Genomic DNA, 14,183 nt, shown 5'->3' on the forward strand with positions numbered 1-14,183 from the left:
ACAAACAAGTTGATAACAAACGGAAGTTAGGAGATGCCGATGGAAAGCAAAGTAGTAATCCCGACCCAAGGTCAGAAAATCACAGTCGATGCCAACGGCAAGCTGCAGGTTCCCAACCATCCGATCATTCCGTTTATTGAAGGGGATGGCATCGGTGTTGACGTAACCCCGGCCATGTTGAATGTGGTGAATGCTGCGGTCGAGAAAGCCTACAAGGGCGAGCGCAAGATCGCCTGGATGGAGATCTATACCGGCGAGAAGTCGACTCATGTCTATGGCGAAGGTGCCTGGCTGCCGGCCGAAACCCTGGATTTCATTCGTGAATATTGCGTGGCCATCAAGGGCCCGCTGACTACTCCGGTCGGTGGCGGTATTCGCTCCCTCAACGTAGCCCTGCGTCAGGAGCTGGATCTCTACATCTGCCTGCGTCCGGTGCGTTACTACGACGGCACCCCGAGCCCGGTCAAGCGTCCTGATCTGACCGACATGGTGATCTTCCGCGAGAACGCCGAAGATATCTACGCCGGTATCGAGTGGAAGGCCGACAGCGTTGAAGCGAACAAGGTGATCGCCTTCCTGCAAAACGAAATGGGCGTGAAGAAAATTCGCTTCCCCGAGTCCTGCGGGATCGGCATCAAGCCGATGTCCAAAGCCGGTACCGAGCGTCTGGTGCGTGCCTCTATCGAGTATGCCATCGACAACGATCGCGACTCCGTGACTCTGGTGCACAAGGGCAACATCATGAAGTTCACCGAAGGTGCCTTCAAGGATTGGGGTTATGCTCTGGCCCAGAACGAGTACGGTGCCCAGCTGATTGACGGCGGCCCCTGGTGCTCCTTCAAGAACCCGAAAACCGGCAAGACCATCGTCATCAAGGATGTCATCGCCGATGCCTTCTTGCAGCAGATCCTGCTGCGCCCGGCCGAGTATGACGTCATCGCCTGTATGAACCTCAACGGCGACTACATCTCCGACGCGCTGGCCGCTCAGGTAGGCGGTATCGGTATCGCACCGGGTGCCAACATCGGTGACGGCGTGGCCCTGTTCGAAGCGACCCACGGTACTGCACCGAAGTATGCCGGTCAGGACAAGGTCAACCCGGGCTCCCTGATCCTCTCCGCCGAGATGATGCTTCGCCACATGGGTTGGGTCGAAGCGGCCGATCTCATCATCAAGGGCATGGAAGCGGCGATCCGCAACAAGACCGTCACCTATGACTTCGAGCGTCTGATGGAAGGGGCCACCCTGCGCTCCTGCTCCCAGTTTGCTCAGGACATGATCGACCAGATGTAATCTGCTGCTTGCCAGAAACGCAAAACCGGCGCCATGTGCGCCGGTTTTTTTTATCGCGAAAGAGTGCAGGGGCTTATTGCGCCTGCTCTACGTGTTGCTGATAGCGTTGCTGCCATTTGCTGGTTTCTGCTTCATCACCCTGGGCCTTCCAGAAGGCGCAGATGGTGTTGGCAAGTTCCGAAGCCATCGCGTGATCTCCGTCACGTCGACTCATCAGATAATCTCCCAGCCAGCTTTGATATTGTTTCATTACCCGATCTCCTTATCTCATGTGCCCTTGAGGGTGCCCACCTTGACGGGAGCCTGTCGGCTCATCTTGGGGGGAGCATCATCAGGCATGATGGTGCAAAGTCACGACCCGGGCAGAGAGCCCGATGGGCAATCTGGCGGCGAACGTGACGCGAGATGTCAAAAAATGAGCGTCATTTTAGCACAAACTGACCAACTTGGGGAAATTGTCGCCATGGATTGCGACAGAACTGCCCCATCCCCTTGTTCCCAAAACAGAAAACCCGCCGTGATGGCGGGTTGATTTGCAGATAAAAGTGGCAAAACAGCCTAGATCTTGGCGCTGGCCAGGTACTTTGCCATCTCTTCGGCGGGCACCATGCCACCGCCGGTGGCCCACACCAGATGGGTGGCCTGTGCCATGGTTGCGGCATCGAAACCGCGCCCGGTGAGCCACTCGGGATTGGCAGCCACCCGCCACGGGCCAGCCATACCAGCCAGAGCGGAGGGCTCGAGTGTGATCTGCTCATCGCGCGCCAGCAGTCCGAGCAGGTCATACATCTCCTGATCGCTCAGGGTGTAGAAGCCATCGAGCAGTCGTTCCATGGCGCGGCCGACGAAGCCGGAGGCGCGACCTACCGCGAGGCCGTCGGCTGCGGTGAGGTTATCGATGCCCAGATCCTGCACCGCAATGGCATCGTGCAATCCGGTGTGGACCCCCAGCAACATGCAGGGGGAGTGAGTGGGCTCGGCGAAGAAGCAGTGGACGTTATCCCCGAACGCCAGCTTGAGACCAAAGGCCACGCCGCCCGGGCCGCCACCTACGCCGCAAGGAAGGTAGACAAACAGCGGGTGGTCGGCATCCACCTTGATGCCCATCTGGTCGAACTGCGCTTTCACCCGCTCGCCCGCAACCGAGTAGCCGAGGAACAGGGTGCGGGAGTTCTCGTCATCGATAAAGAAGCAGTTGGGATCCCGCTCGGCCTCTTTGCGCCCCTGTTCCACCGCCACCCCGTAATCCTCGGCATATTCGACCACGATGACGCCGTGTTCACGCAGCTTGCGCTTCTTCCACTCCCGTGCATCGGCCGACATGTGGACGGTGACGGTAAAGCCGAGCTTGGCGCTCATGATGCCGATGGACATGCCAAGGTTGCCGGTGGAGCCCACTGCGATGCTGTACTGGCTGAAGAACTGGCGAAACTCGTCGCTGAACAGTTTGCGGTAGTCATCCTCTTCCCGCAGCAGACCAGCCTTGATCGCCAACTGTTCGGCGTGAGTCAGCACCTCGTAGATACCGCCTCGCGCCTTGATGGAGCCGGAGATGGGCAGGTGACTGTCTTTTTTCAGCAGCAGTCGACCGGTGACCTCAACCCCGTAGCGCTGGTTGAGCGTAGCCTGCATCGCCGGAATAGCGGCGATCTCGGACTCCAGAATGCCGTTGCTGGTGCGGGTCTCGGGGAAGGCTTCGCACATGTAGGGGGCGAAGCGGGTCAAGCGGGCGGAAGCGTCCACCACATTGTTGTTATCGAGCCCCACATAGGGCAGACCGGCAGCCAGAGTGGTGGTGTTGGGGTTGAACCAGGTGACTGGCTCAAGCGCGATCAGGGATTGCACCAGTGGAAATTGCGCTGTGAGCTGTTGGACGTCGATGTTTTTCATAGTGTTCTCGGTCTTGTTACACGATAAAGGAGAGCAGGAAAGTACCGGCCAGCGCCATCAGGGAGGCGACCAAGGTGGCGGTGGTGTAGTACTTGAGCGTTTCGTTCAGGGTGGCACCGCAATACTGTTTGACCAGCCAGAACAGAGAGTCGGTCACCATGGTGCAGCCAATGGCACCGGAGCCGATGGCCAGGGTCATGATCTCCGGGCTGATATCCGGGTAGTGCACCATGATGGGGGAGACGATGGCGGTGGCGCCCATCATGGCGACGGTGGCGGAGCCCACGGCGGCGTGCAGCACGATGGCCACCAGCCAGGCCAGTAGAATGGGGGGCATATCCAGCTGGGAGAGGATGGTGGCCAAGCTATCGCCCAGGCCACTTGCCTTGAGCACCCCGTTGAAGGCGCCCCCCGCACCGATGATGAGCAGAATGTTGGCGATGGAGGAGAAGCACTCCTCGGTCTTGTTAAGCAGTCCATCCATCTTCATTTGCTGGCGGATCCCCAGCACGTAGTAGGCGGTGAAGGCGGCGATAAACATGGCAGTGATGGGGTTGCCGATAAACTCCAGCACGGTGTAGAGGTGGCTGGCGTGCTCCATATTGAGCTCGGCGACCGTCTTGGCCAGCATCAGCAGGATGGGCAGCAGCACGGTGAAGAGCGAGGCGCCTAAAGTCGGGAGAGTTGCTTCATCGCGGGCCTTGATGTCGGCAAAGGCAGCGGGTACCCCCTTGAACGGGAGCCGGTTACCCAGCAGCTTGAGGAACAGCGGGCCGCCCACCAGCGAGGCAAACAGCCCGACCGCGAGGCCATAGACGATGACGGATCCCACATCGGCGCCCAGCTGATTGGTGACATAGAGGGCGGCAGGGTGAGGCGGCACTATGCAGTGCACGGCCATCAGGGCGGTACAGAGCGGAATGGCCAGCTTGAGCAGCGAGGTGTTGGTCTTGCGGGCGATGGAGAAGGCCAGCGGGATCAGCAGTACCACGCCGACTTCGACAAACAGGGTGATGCCACATACCAGACCAACCAGCACCATGATGACCTGAGGCGAGAGCCAGCGGCATCTCTGCAGGGCGAGGCCGATGCGCTCCGCCGCGCCCGACACCTCCATCATCTTGCCGAGTATGGTGCCAAGGCCGATGACGGCGGCGAGAAAGCCGAGCGTGCCGCCAATCCCCTCTTCCATGGCGCTGACCATCTTGAGGGGCTCCATTCCCATCAGGGTGCCCACATAGAAGCTCGCCAGCAGCAGGGCGAGGAAAGGATGCACCTTGCCCTTCACTATGGTGACCACGATAAGAACGATGCTACTTAGCAAGGTAGCGATGACCCATACCTCTGAACTCATACTGCGCCTCGACATCTGTTGTGTGTGATTGTTTATGCGCTTATTGAATGAAAATGAGGCGGGGCTGACAAATGATGAAATCGACCACTTGGGTGATCTGAGGTGATGCAAAGGCGCTACATTGGTCACAATTCATCGAAATCACACTCTTTGGGTCTTTTGGTTTCATCCTGAAAGTGGCCTGTGGGTGTATCATCGACGGCCATTGCGAAGAGGGGGATGAATGTATAACGGGGATAATTACATATCGCGCAACAAGCTGTTGAGCGGCTACCAGTTGGCCAAGTTGCACACCTTCGAGGCGGCCGCCCGCCACGGATCCTTTGCCATGGCAGCTGATGAATTGTCGCTGAGCCCCAGTGCCGTGAGTCACCGGATCAGTGCGTTGGAAGAGGAGCTGGGGTTCAAGCTCTTTGAGCGTTTTCACCGCAAGGTGGTACTGACGGCGGATGGGCAGCGGGTGTTCTGGGCGCTCAAATCTTCGCTGGAGTTCATCAATCAGGAGATCCTGGAGATCAAGAATCAGGAGCTCTCCGGTACCCTGACCATCTATTCGCGTCCCTCCATCGCCCAGTGCTGGCTGGTGCCCAGGTTGGCTGATTTCTCCCGCCTGCATCCGCAGATCGAGCTCAATATCATCACCGGAAACGAGAACATCAACCTGCATGGTTATGGCATCGATTTGACCCTCTATTTCGATGAGAAGAGCCCGGAGCGGCTTGCCATCTACCCGCTGATGGATGAGTTCATGCTGCCGGTCTGCAGCCCGGAATATGCCGAGCAGCACGGGCTTGTCGGTAATCCCACCAACTTGTCTTTGTGCCGTCTGCTTCATGATCGGCAGGCATGGGGATTTGACTCGGATACCGATGAATGGAGCTGCTGGGCTCGCCACGCCGGGGTCAGCCTCGAGGCATGCCAGCTGAGCATGGGTTTTGATCGCTCGGATCTCGCCATCATCGCCGCCATGAATCACGCCGGGATCGCCATGGGGCGCAAGAATCTGGTGAGCAAGCGACTGGCACGCAACGAGCTGGTGGCCCCTTTTGCCGGGCTGGAGATCAAGTGCGAGCAGCGTTATTACATGGCGACCCTGCCCAATCGGGCGTGTCCCAAGATCCAAGCCTTTATCGACTGGGCGCAGGAAATGGCTGCCGAGATGGAATGAACAGAGGCCGGTGCGCAAGAGCAAAATGAAGATGGTAAAGCGCGAGTGAACGAAGGTAGCGGTTTAACGTAGCGGGAAAATTGGGGGAGAGGGGTTGGCTGATGGTGGTTGGTCGCGAGTGGCCTTGCTGCCAACCGTGGCTGGCAGCAAGGCAACGGTCGGGATCAGGTGGTCTTTTCCAGATGGTTCTGGTAAATCTGCTGCCACTTGTCCAGTTCGTTTTCATCACCCTGCTGCTGCCAGAACTCGCAGATGGAACTCGCCATCTCGCATGCCATGGCGTGGTCACCGTCACGGCGACTCATCAGGTATTGCCCCAGCCAGCTTTGATACTGTTTCATTGCACGATCTCCTTATCTATTTAACCCTTGATACTGCAGCTGTGGGACACCCGTCCGGCAGTGTTGCGCCACACTCCACTTTCGCCGCGCGTTGCTTGTTATCGCCGCGCTTGTTGTCTATCAGGACAGAGAGCGTATGAGAAAGCGGCGAAAGTGTTAAAAATTGGCCACCACCTTATCACAAAATGGTGTGATATGCAGGCTTTGGGGCCAATTGAGTTATAAGCGCGGGTTGTGTGTCCCGACATAGCGACAGGAATTGACGGAGAGTATCGGCACGCAACTTGTGCCGCAAGCAGGCGTTTGAGCGGTTACTGGGTCACCCGACGTGCCTGCCAGTAGCGACTGTTCCAGTAGACGTTGTCGAGACGGGAGCGGATCACTCCCTTGCTGGTGGAGGCGTGAATAAACTCGCCGGCACCTGTGTAGACCCCCACATGGTACTGTTGCCAGCCGGTTTTGAAGAAGACCAGATCCCCGTGTTGCAGCCGGTAGCGATCCACCGGTTTGCCAATGCTGGCCTGAGATTCGGTGGTTCTTGGCAGGTTGAAGCCCAGCACCTGACTGTAGGCGAGCTGGGTGAAGGCGGAGCAGTCTAGCCCGGCGCGGCTGGCGCCACCCATGCGGTAAGGGACACCGCGCCACTGTTGGTAGAAGCCATCAAAGGCACTGCTCTGCCGGGGGGCCGGAGGCGGCTCCGGCGTACTGGAACAGGCGGCCAGCAGCAGAGTCAGCAGGGATAGCAGCAGCTTGCGATACATCGGGCTCTCTCCACGGACGGGTCTACCAAACGAGACATTTATCGAGCACCATATCCTGCCAAATCGTTCTGGCGGCAGGAGGGCACGCGACAACTTTTCCATCATAAACAGGGATCTGGCTCCAGACCTAGTCTCCGAGAGGAAAAATGTGGCGGGGAACTGAAAAACGCCAACCCGAGGGCTGGCGTTTGTTGTCACTCGTTGTGGCTGATCAGCGGTTTAAGCAGCTCGGCCAGCTTGTAGAAGGTCTGCACCCGGGTGGTGCTAGGGCGCCAGACCAGCCCGATTTCGCGATAGGAGGTCTCTCCCGGCAGCGGGATGGCCACCAGATCGGAGTTGGCAAGAATGCCGGCATCGATGGCCATCTGCGGCAGGAAGGTGGTGCCAAGACCCGCTTCCACCATCTGCACCAGGGTGTGCAGGCTGGTTGCAGCAAACGGGTTGATCTTGCTCTTGTCCCGCAGGCGGCAGGCGCTCACTGCGTGCTCGGTGAGGCAGTGCTCCCGCTCCAGCAGGAAGATGCTCTGGTTGGGCAGCTCCTTGTAGTCGAACGGGGTATGCAGACCGGCCGCCATGCTGGCGGGCATCACCATGTGGAACGGATCCTGGCCGACGGTCTTGCAGTGAAATCCACCGATCTCGATGGGCAGGGCGAGGATCAGCAAGTCGAGCTGACCCTGTTCCAGCTGCTTGAGCAGATTGCTGGTGGTGTCTTCACGCAGCAACAATTCGAGGTCAGGATAGGTTTTGCTGCACTCTTTCAGCAGCTTGCTCAGCAGGAAGGGGGCGATGGTGGGAATGCAGCCAAGACGCACCGTCCCCTGCATCACGCCGCCCTGATGTTGCCCGAGTTCCATCAGATCCCGCGCATCGGAGAGCAAATTGCGAGCGCGCTCGACGATTTCCATGCCGACCGGGGTCATAATGAAGCTCTTGTGGTCCCGCTCCACCAGTTGCAGGTTCATCATGTCCTCCAGCGTCTGGATCCCGGTACTCAGGGTCGACTGGCTGACATGACAGGCCTTGGCGGCGCGGTTGAAGTTCTTGTGCTCATCGAGAGCGACCAGATATTGCAGCTGTTTGAGGCTGGGCCAACGTTGCATAGAAAAACCCGATTAATGCTATCTATTTAATTTGATTTAACTAATCTACCACCGGGTCTATAGTTTGTCGCTTGAATTAGATGGACTTGGCTCTAGGTAGCCCAATCCTCACCGGATTGTTCACTTCACATAAAGAGGAATTGAATATGGTATTGGTAGGCCGTCCCGCACCCGATTTTACCGCCGCAGCTGTTCTGGGTAATGGCGAGATCGTTGATTCATTCAACCTGTCATCCCACATCAAAGGCAAAGCTGCTGTCGTCTTCTTCTACCCGCTCGATTTCACCTTCGTCTGCCCGTCTGAGCTGATTGCCTTCGATCACCGTTATGAAGAGTTCCAGAAGCGTGGTGTGGAAGTGATCGGTGTTTCCATCGATTCCCAGTTCTCCCACAACGCATGGCGCAACACCAAAGTGGAAGATGGCGGTATTGGTCAGGTCAAGTACCCGCTGATCGCCGACGTGAAACACGAAATCTGCAAAGCCTATGATGTTGAGCATCCGGAAGCCGGTGTGGCGTTCCGTGGCTCCTTCCTGATCGACAAGAACGGTGTCGTTCGTCACCAGGTTGTCAACGATCTGCCGCTGGGCCGCAACATCGACGAGATGCTGCGCATGGTCGATGCCCTGCAATTCCACGAAGAGCACGGCGAAGTGTGCCCGGCTCAGTGGGAAAAAGGCAAAAAAGGTATGCAAGCCTCTCCGGACGGCGTTGCCAAGTACCTGTCCGAGAATGCTGACTCCCTGTAATCGGGTCGTACTCTCCTTGAAAAACCGGTGCCTTGGCACCGGTTTTTTTTATATCTGCGATTTATCTATCCCCTGACATTGCGGTCACACTTTTCTCGCTCCATCGCTATTCCAAGCAGCCGTTCGCTGGCGTACTCGTTGTTTCGAAATGAGGTGCTGATCCGAATGGCTGGATGGGGGGATATGCCGACAGACAATAGCCATAAAAAAAGCGCGCCACAGGCGCGCTCAGTTCACAAGCGGAGGCGTTATTCCTCAAAGATCCCGAAGTGATCCTTGGCGAAATTGACCCGTTGCTCCACGTTCATCTTCACCTGTCCCAGCTTCTCGATGGTCTTGAGGTTGGGCACCAGGCCGCGACCGTTGGCGATCTGGATGGCAAGGCCGGGACGGGCGTTGAGCTCCAGCAGCATGGGGCCGCGGAACTTGTCCAGCACCATGTCAGTACCGATATAGCCCAGACCCGACATCTCGTAGCAGGAGGCGGCCAGAGTTAGCAGGGTATCCCAGTGGGGCACCTTGAGCTCATAGAGGTCGAGGCCGGTATCCGGATGGTGGCGCAGCGGATTGCCAAACTGCACCGCCCGCAGGGCACGACCGGTACGCAGGCACAGACCAACCCCCACGGCGCCCTGGTGCAGGTTCGCCTTGCCATCGGAGGCGGCGGTGGAGAGGCGCATCATCGCCATCACCGGGAACCCCTTGAAGATGATGACTCGGGCATCGGGTACCCCTTCGAAGGAGTAGCCGTCGAACACATCATCAAAGTTGATGAGGCCTTCCACCAGTGCCACGTCTGGCTTGCCGCCAAGCGAATAGAGCCCCGCCAGAATGTTGGAGACATGGCGCTCCAGATCCTGACCGTTGGAGGCGCTGCCGTTGGGTTTATAGAAGAGGCCATCTTCCTGACGCAGGATCACCAGGATCCCCTTGCCGCCCGAGCCACGGGCCGGCTTGATGCAGAAGCCCGGCCAATCTTTTACCAGCTCGGTGATGCGACCCACATCGTGCTGGGCACGGATGGTACCGATCAGCTCAGGCACGGTAACCCCTGCATCCAGCGCAATTTGCTTGGTCTGCAGCTTGTCATCCACCAGCGGATAGAGGCTGCGCGGATTGTAGCGGCTGATGTAGGAGTGGTTGCGCTTGTTCATGCCGAGGATGCCTGATTGGGACAGGCTCCACGGGGTGGTGTATTTTTCCCAGAACCACATCGGTTACTTGTCCTTACCCGGGGTGACGCCAGATTTCATCTCGTCCACCAGCGGCTTGAAGCGCTTCAGTTCGCTCAGCTTGTAGCCGGTGTAGTTACCCATCAACAGCACGGTCGCCATCAGCACCAGCTGCAGGCCGAGGAAGTTGAAGGTGAGGTGACGAATAAGCTCGTTATCCATGGCCAGATAGGCGATGACGGCAACCAGCAGAGAGCCGCCGCCCTGGCGGAACACCTCTTTCGGGCCCTCTTCTTCCCACAGGATGGACATCCGTTCGATGGTCCAGGAGAGGATGATCATCGGGAAGAAGGTGATCTTCATACCGTCGGTCAGCCCCAGCTTGAAGGCGAATGCGGAGAAGATACCGATCATCGAGATAACCATGATGATGATGGCCGATATTCGGGCGACCAGCAGCAGGTTAAGCCGAGACAGATAGGAGCGGATGATGAGACCGGTGCCGACGATCAGCAGGAAGCCGATGAGGCCGGTGACCAGCGAGGTCTGGATAAAGGCGACCGCGATCAGCACCGGCATAAAGGTACCTGAGGTCTTGATCCCCACCAGTACCCGCAGGAACACCACCATCAGCACGCCGATCGGGATCAGCAGCAAGCCCTTGAACAGAGTCTGCTCTTCCAGCGGCAGGCTGTGGATGGAGAAGTTCATCATCTCTGATTTTTCGAACTTCTGCGCCAGTGCAACGCTCACCGGCTGCTCCTGCTCGATCATCGAGAAGCTGACACGGGAGTTGTGACCACCGGTCACGTCCAGCAGGGCGCCGGAGTTGTATTCCCACAGCAGCAGGTTGGCCGGACGACCCTGTTCACCGGTTTGCGGGTTGAACAGCTTGTAGTCGGTCGGGCTGTTGAATACCTGCAGGTAATCCACCAGCTCCTGACGACGGCGGCCATCTTCCAGATTCAGGGCATGCACCACGCGGGTGGGGACGTCAGCATTGTTGAGCAGCTCGGCGATCAGGTTGGCGCGGCTCTTGTGCTTTTTCAGCAGCTCGGCATTCTGCTCCTGCTTCTCGATCTCTTTGATGATCTCGCGAGTCAGGGTGTAGCCGTCGGCAGAGCGCTCCTGTGCCCGCTCGAGGATCTGCTTCATCGCGGTGGCATAAGGCTCACTCTCGATCTGCTTCTCGATGGCGGGCGGCTGAGGATTGGCGGCCGGTTTGGCGTGGGCATCCGCCATCATGTCGACGCGGTAGTAGAGCTCCTGACGGCCGGAGGCGGTGCGGATGGACCACTCGGCGCGGGCATCGCCATCTTTCTCGACAAAGGAGAGGCCGTAGCCGGGGCTGGCTGCGTTCTCGTTCATCAGGGTGAAACCGGGCTGGGTGCCCGGAATGGCCAGGGAGGCGATCACCGGCTCACCGGTCGCCTCAAACTCCAGCTTGGCTTCGATGGACCAGATCTGGCGCTTTTCACCGGGCGTCAGCGGCACATCCAACGCGATATGGTGATAGATCGTCATCCCCAGGCCGACAATGTACAGCAGGGCTACCAGCAAATAGAACGGCTTACGGGAAACCATGGATTATTTCACATCCTTGAGCTTGGGTTTGGGTTGGATATATTCGCGGGCCACATCAACCACGGCGATGTCTTTCAAAAATTCGCGACCCAGCAGCACAGGGAAGGTCATGTCGCTACGGTCTTTCAGGGTAAATTCGGCTTTCTCGGTCATGTCGCCAATGCGCACGGCCAGACGCACCACCGGACGGCGGTCCAGATCGTCGGCAGAGGCCTGACGCACCCGTACATGGCGTACCAGCGGCGCTTCGATCTGGATCTTGTCGTCCACTTCCTGATGGCTCAGGAAGAAGCGCACCCAGTTTTTGCCGTTGCGCTCGAAAATGGTGATCTCCTGCGCACTGATGGAGGAGGTGGTCGCACCGGTATCGACCCGCGCCTGGAAGGCGTCGTTGGCCGCATCAACCCAGATCCACTCGGCTTCACCGACCATCAGTTTGCCATCGATGGTGTGACCCTGATTGGGGGCCGGGCACTTCTCGGTGGGGATGGCCATCGGCTTGGGCGGCTCGGAGGGGAGGGTGGCGAGCTTGTGGTCTACTTGCTTGACGGACTCTTTCATATTGGTGACATCTGTGTTGAGCTGAACCAGCAGGTGCTGTTGCTGCACATACTGCTTCTGTTGCTGTTCCATGGATGTTTGCAGGCGCTGCTCGCTCTGGCTCAGCTCGCTACGAAGCTCGGCCAGCGTCAGAGCAGGAACCTGAGGCGCTTTTTCCATATTGACACACCCGCCGAGACTAAGCAGGGAGAGCAGGGTCATTCCTTTTAATTTGCTTTTCATGTCATTCATTTAACTGTGCTTCCTGGAATTGGGTCAGTGTAACTTCCTGAATCGCCATCGGCTAGTCTTTGGCCTTGCGGGCAATCAGTACGGCACGTTTCGGCGCCGGGTGTCCTTCTACCGTGAGTGCCGGATTGTCTGGATCCAGATAGTCACTCAGGGATTCATTAATCATCCAGTCGGTACGACGCTGTTCGTCGGTGCTGGTCATATTCTCGTCTACTATCCGCACGTCGGTGAAGCCGCAGCGCTCGACCCACAGCTTGAGGGCGCGGCTTGAGGGAATAAACCAGACGTTGCGCATCTTGCCGTAACGGTCAGTGGGCATCAGCACGTCGTTGACCCCGCCATCAATCACCAGCGTCTCCAGCACCAGCTCGCCATCATCTTTCAATTGATTGCGCAACTGCTCGATGTGCTCAATGGGGGATTTGCGGTGATAGAGCACCCCCATGGAGAAGACGGTGTCAAAAGCACGCAGTTCCGGCAGTTCCTGAATGCCGAGCGGCAACAGGTGGGCGCGCTGATTATTGCCCGCGAAGTGGCGAATGGCCTCGAACTGGCAGAGGAACAGCGGGCTCGGGTCGATGCCGACAGCAAGCCTGGCCCCTTCACCCACCATGCGCCAGAGGTGGTAACCGCTGCCGCAGCCCACATCCAGCACGTAACGGCCTTCGAGCGGGCTGATATGGGGCAGCACCCGATCCCACTTCCAGTCAGAGCGCCACTCGGTGTCGATGTGGATGCCGTGCACGGTGAACGGCCCCTTGCGCCAGGGCATGAAGTGGCGCAGCAGGCTCTCGACCTTCTTGCGTTCACCTTCGCCAAGGCTCTCGGCCGAGCCAATCTCGACCCGGCTTTTCAGCTCGACGTTGCCGGGGGAGACCACCGGCAGCTTGTTGAGGGCGCGGTTCCAGCGCGGCAGGTCGCCATGCTGGTTGTCATGTTGCCAGGCGTGCAGCTGGGCGGGCAGGGTATGCAGCCAGTGGCTCAGCCGGTTTTTGGCAATCAGTTGATAGAAATTGGCAAAGTCGATCATGGCTGGGCGTCGCTGGATTTGATGGCAATCATGGAGCCGAAGTTAAAGCACTGGAACCAGAGATCCTGATGGACGAAACCGGCGTCGCGCAGACGGGCCTGATGCACCGGCAGGCTGTCGGTGCGCATCACGTTCTCAAGGGCGGTGCGTTTCTGGCTGATCTCCAGCTCGCTGTAGCCATTGGCCCGCTTGAAGTCGAGATGCAGATCGATGAGCAGCTCGTTGACCGGTTCATCTTCGAAGCGGAACTTTTCGCTCAGGATCAGGATCCCGCCCGGGCGCAGCCCATCGTGAATGCGCTGGATCAGGGCGGCCCGTTTCTCTGGCTCGACAAATTGCAGGGTGAAGTTGAGCACCACCACGGAGGCGTTCTCGATCTCGATGTCGCAGATATCTGCTTCCACCAGCTCCACCGGCACCTCGGATTTGAAACCGGAGAGGTGGGCGCGGGCGCGCTCAATCATCGGGTGGGAGAGATCCACCGCGGTGATGCGGCAGCCGGACTGGCTGACATGGCGACGCATCGCCTGGGTCGCGGCGCCCAGTGAGCAGCCGAGATCATAGAGTCGGCTCTCGGGTTGGGCGTAGCGGGCGGCCATCATGCCGATGGCAGAGATGATGTTGCTGTAACCCGGCACCGAGCGCTGGATCATATCGGGAAACACGTCGACGACCTGTTCGTCAAAACAGAAGTCACCCAATCGGGCGATCGGGGCGGCAAAAATTTGATCTTTGGTATGCATGCTGGCGCAACCTGACAGTCGGGACATCACCCGGCTGTATTGTTCAATTGAGTCGTTGGGTGACACCCATCAGAGTAGATTTATCACCTGTTTACGAACGGGGTGGCTGGTCATGAAATCCTTTGGACCTGTCCTGTTCGTACGGGCCATGTTCCGGACCCTTACTTGGGGCGGTAGTGTAGAGGATTGATGGCCGTTTGTCT

General features: G+C 58.3%; 14 protein-coding genes. 3 read left to right on the forward strand and 11 right to left on the reverse strand.

All coding sequences use genetic code 11. The annotated features are described in order from the left end of the window. Positions 1-39 precede the first annotated feature (39 nt). Entirely contained in the window at positions 40-1,293 is a 1,254-nt protein-coding gene (icd, locus tag OKC42_RS01380; RefSeq protein ID WP_120413946.1) for an NADP-dependent isocitrate dehydrogenase, read from the forward strand. Positions 1,294-1,366: 73 nt separating this feature from the next. Here icd and OKC42_RS01385 read toward each other — a convergent pair whose 3' ends face one another. The 3 genes from OKC42_RS01385 to dsdX form a co-directional block, all read right to left on the reverse strand. Continuing rightward, positions 1,367-1,543, reverse strand: a complete 177-nt coding sequence (locus tag OKC42_RS01385; protein ID WP_005337712.1) for a hypothetical protein — start codon at positions 1,541-1,543, stop codon at positions 1,367-1,369. A gap of 308 nt (positions 1,544-1,851) precedes the next feature. Continuing rightward, on the reverse strand, positions 1,852-3,183 hold the full coding sequence (locus OKC42_RS01390; protein WP_270818993.1) for a D-serine ammonia-lyase: 1,332 nt from the start codon (positions 3,181-3,183) through the stop codon (positions 1,852-1,854). A gap of 16 nt (positions 3,184-3,199) precedes the next feature. After that, positions 3,200-4,537: a D-serine transporter DsdX gene (gene dsdX, locus OKC42_RS01395; RefSeq protein WP_270818994.1), complete on the reverse strand. Its 1,338-nt coding sequence runs from the start codon at positions 4,535-4,537 to the stop codon at positions 3,200-3,202. A gap of 223 nt (positions 4,538-4,760) precedes the next feature. On the opposite strand from dsdX, the gene dsdC reads away from it, so the two are divergent. Continuing rightward, a complete protein-coding gene (dsdC, locus tag OKC42_RS01400) occupies positions 4,761-5,705 on the forward strand; it encodes a DNA-binding transcriptional regulator DsdC (protein ID WP_270818995.1) in 945 nt (314 codons plus the stop codon). A gap of 164 nt (positions 5,706-5,869) precedes the next feature. Here dsdC and OKC42_RS01405 read toward each other — a convergent pair whose 3' ends face one another. From OKC42_RS01405 to OKC42_RS01415, 3 genes are all read right to left on the reverse strand, one after another. Continuing rightward, positions 5,870-6,046, reverse strand: a complete 177-nt coding sequence (locus tag OKC42_RS01405; RefSeq protein WP_005337704.1) for a hypothetical protein — start codon at positions 6,044-6,046, stop codon at positions 5,870-5,872. Positions 6,047-6,357: 311 nt separating this feature from the next. Next, complete coding sequence (locus OKC42_RS01410; RefSeq protein WP_005337703.1) at positions 6,358-6,807, reverse strand: C40 family peptidase; 450 nt, start codon at positions 6,805-6,807, stop codon at positions 6,358-6,360. Positions 6,808-7,001: 194 nt separating this feature from the next. Then, a complete protein-coding gene (locus OKC42_RS01415) occupies positions 7,002-7,910 on the reverse strand; it encodes a hydrogen peroxide-inducible genes activator (protein WP_005337702.1) in 909 nt (302 codons plus the stop codon). Positions 7,911-8,056: 146 nt separating this feature from the next. Between OKC42_RS01415 and OKC42_RS01420 the strand changes: the two genes are divergently transcribed. After that, positions 8,057-8,659, forward strand: a complete 603-nt coding sequence (locus OKC42_RS01420; RefSeq protein WP_005337701.1) for a peroxiredoxin C — start codon at positions 8,057-8,059, stop codon at positions 8,657-8,659. Between the two features lie 248 nt (positions 8,660-8,907). Here OKC42_RS01420 and OKC42_RS01425 read toward each other — a convergent pair whose 3' ends face one another. The 5 genes from OKC42_RS01425 to cmoA are packed head-to-tail and all read right to left on the reverse strand — an operon-like array spanning position 8,908 to position 13,980. Beyond that, a complete protein-coding gene (locus OKC42_RS01425) occupies positions 8,908-9,873 on the reverse strand; it encodes an alpha-L-glutamate ligase-like protein (protein WP_005337700.1) in 966 nt (321 codons plus the stop codon). 3 nt (positions 9,874-9,876) lie between these two features. Then, on the reverse strand, positions 9,877-11,415 hold the full coding sequence (locus tag OKC42_RS01430) for an inactive transglutaminase family protein (protein WP_005337699.1): 1,539 nt from the start codon (positions 11,413-11,415) through the stop codon (positions 9,877-9,879). A gap of 3 nt (positions 11,416-11,418) precedes the next feature. Beyond that, complete coding sequence (locus OKC42_RS01435) at positions 11,419-12,207, reverse strand: ATP-dependent zinc protease family protein (protein ID WP_005337698.1); 789 nt, start codon at positions 12,205-12,207, stop codon at positions 11,419-11,421. A gap of 52 nt (positions 12,208-12,259) precedes the next feature. Beyond that, positions 12,260-13,237, reverse strand: a complete 978-nt coding sequence (gene cmoB / locus OKC42_RS01440; protein WP_270818996.1) for a tRNA 5-methoxyuridine(34)/uridine 5-oxyacetic acid(34) synthase CmoB — start codon at positions 13,235-13,237, stop codon at positions 12,260-12,262. Then, on the reverse strand, positions 13,234-13,980 hold the full coding sequence (cmoA, locus tag OKC42_RS01445; RefSeq protein WP_069529805.1) for a carboxy-S-adenosyl-L-methionine synthase CmoA: 747 nt from the start codon (positions 13,978-13,980) through the stop codon (positions 13,234-13,236). The genes cmoB and cmoA overlap by 4 nt, the downstream gene beginning before the upstream one ends. Between the last annotated feature and the right edge of the window lie 203 nt (positions 13,981-14,183).

It is taken from the genome of Aeromonas sp. Y311-2 (assembly GCF_027706025.1).
GTDB lineage: Bacteria > Pseudomonadota > Gammaproteobacteria > Enterobacterales > Aeromonadaceae > Aeromonas > Aeromonas veronii.

Bases quoted from the DNA above. Each gene is read 5' to 3' on its own strand.
- icd (WP_120413946.1), top strand. From the start codon at position 40: ATGGAAAGCAAAGTAGTAATCCCGACCCAAGGTCAGAAAATCACAGTC.
- OKC42_RS01385 (WP_005337712.1), bottom strand. From the start codon at position 1,543: ATGAAACAATATCAAAGCTGGCTGGGAGATTATCTGATGAGTCGACGT.
- OKC42_RS01390 (WP_270818993.1), bottom strand. From the start codon at position 3,183: ATGAAAAACATCGACGTCCAACAGCTCACAGCGCAATTTCCACTGGTG.
- dsdX (WP_270818994.1), bottom strand. From the start codon at position 4,537: ATGAGTTCAGAGGTATGGGTCATCGCTACCTTGCTAAGTAGCATCGTT.
- dsdC (WP_270818995.1), top strand. From the start codon at position 4,761: ATGTATAACGGGGATAATTACATATCGCGCAACAAGCTGTTGAGCGGC.
- OKC42_RS01405 (WP_005337704.1), bottom strand. From the start codon at position 6,046: ATGAAACAGTATCAAAGCTGGCTGGGGCAATACCTGATGAGTCGCCGT.
- OKC42_RS01410 (WP_005337703.1), bottom strand. From the start codon at position 6,807: ATGTATCGCAAGCTGCTGCTATCCCTGCTGACTCTGCTGCTGGCCGCC.
- OKC42_RS01415 (WP_005337702.1), bottom strand. From the start codon at position 7,910: ATGCAACGTTGGCCCAGCCTCAAACAGCTGCAATATCTGGTCGCTCTC.
- OKC42_RS01420 (WP_005337701.1), top strand. From the start codon at position 8,057: ATGGTATTGGTAGGCCGTCCCGCACCCGATTTTACCGCCGCAGCTGTT.
- OKC42_RS01425 (WP_005337700.1), bottom strand. From the start codon at position 9,873: ATGTGGTTCTGGGAAAAATACACCACCCCGTGGAGCCTGTCCCAATCA.
- OKC42_RS01430 (WP_005337699.1), bottom strand. From the start codon at position 11,415: ATGGTTTCCCGTAAGCCGTTCTATTTGCTGGTAGCCCTGCTGTACATT.
- OKC42_RS01435 (WP_005337698.1), bottom strand. From the start codon at position 12,207: ATGAATGACATGAAAAGCAAATTAAAAGGAATGACCCTGCTCTCCCTG.
- cmoB (WP_270818996.1), bottom strand. From the start codon at position 13,237: ATGATCGACTTTGCCAATTTCTATCAACTGATTGCCAAAAACCGGCTG.
- cmoA (WP_069529805.1), bottom strand. From the start codon at position 13,980: ATGCATACCAAAGATCAAATTTTTGCCGCCCCGATCGCCCGATTGGGT.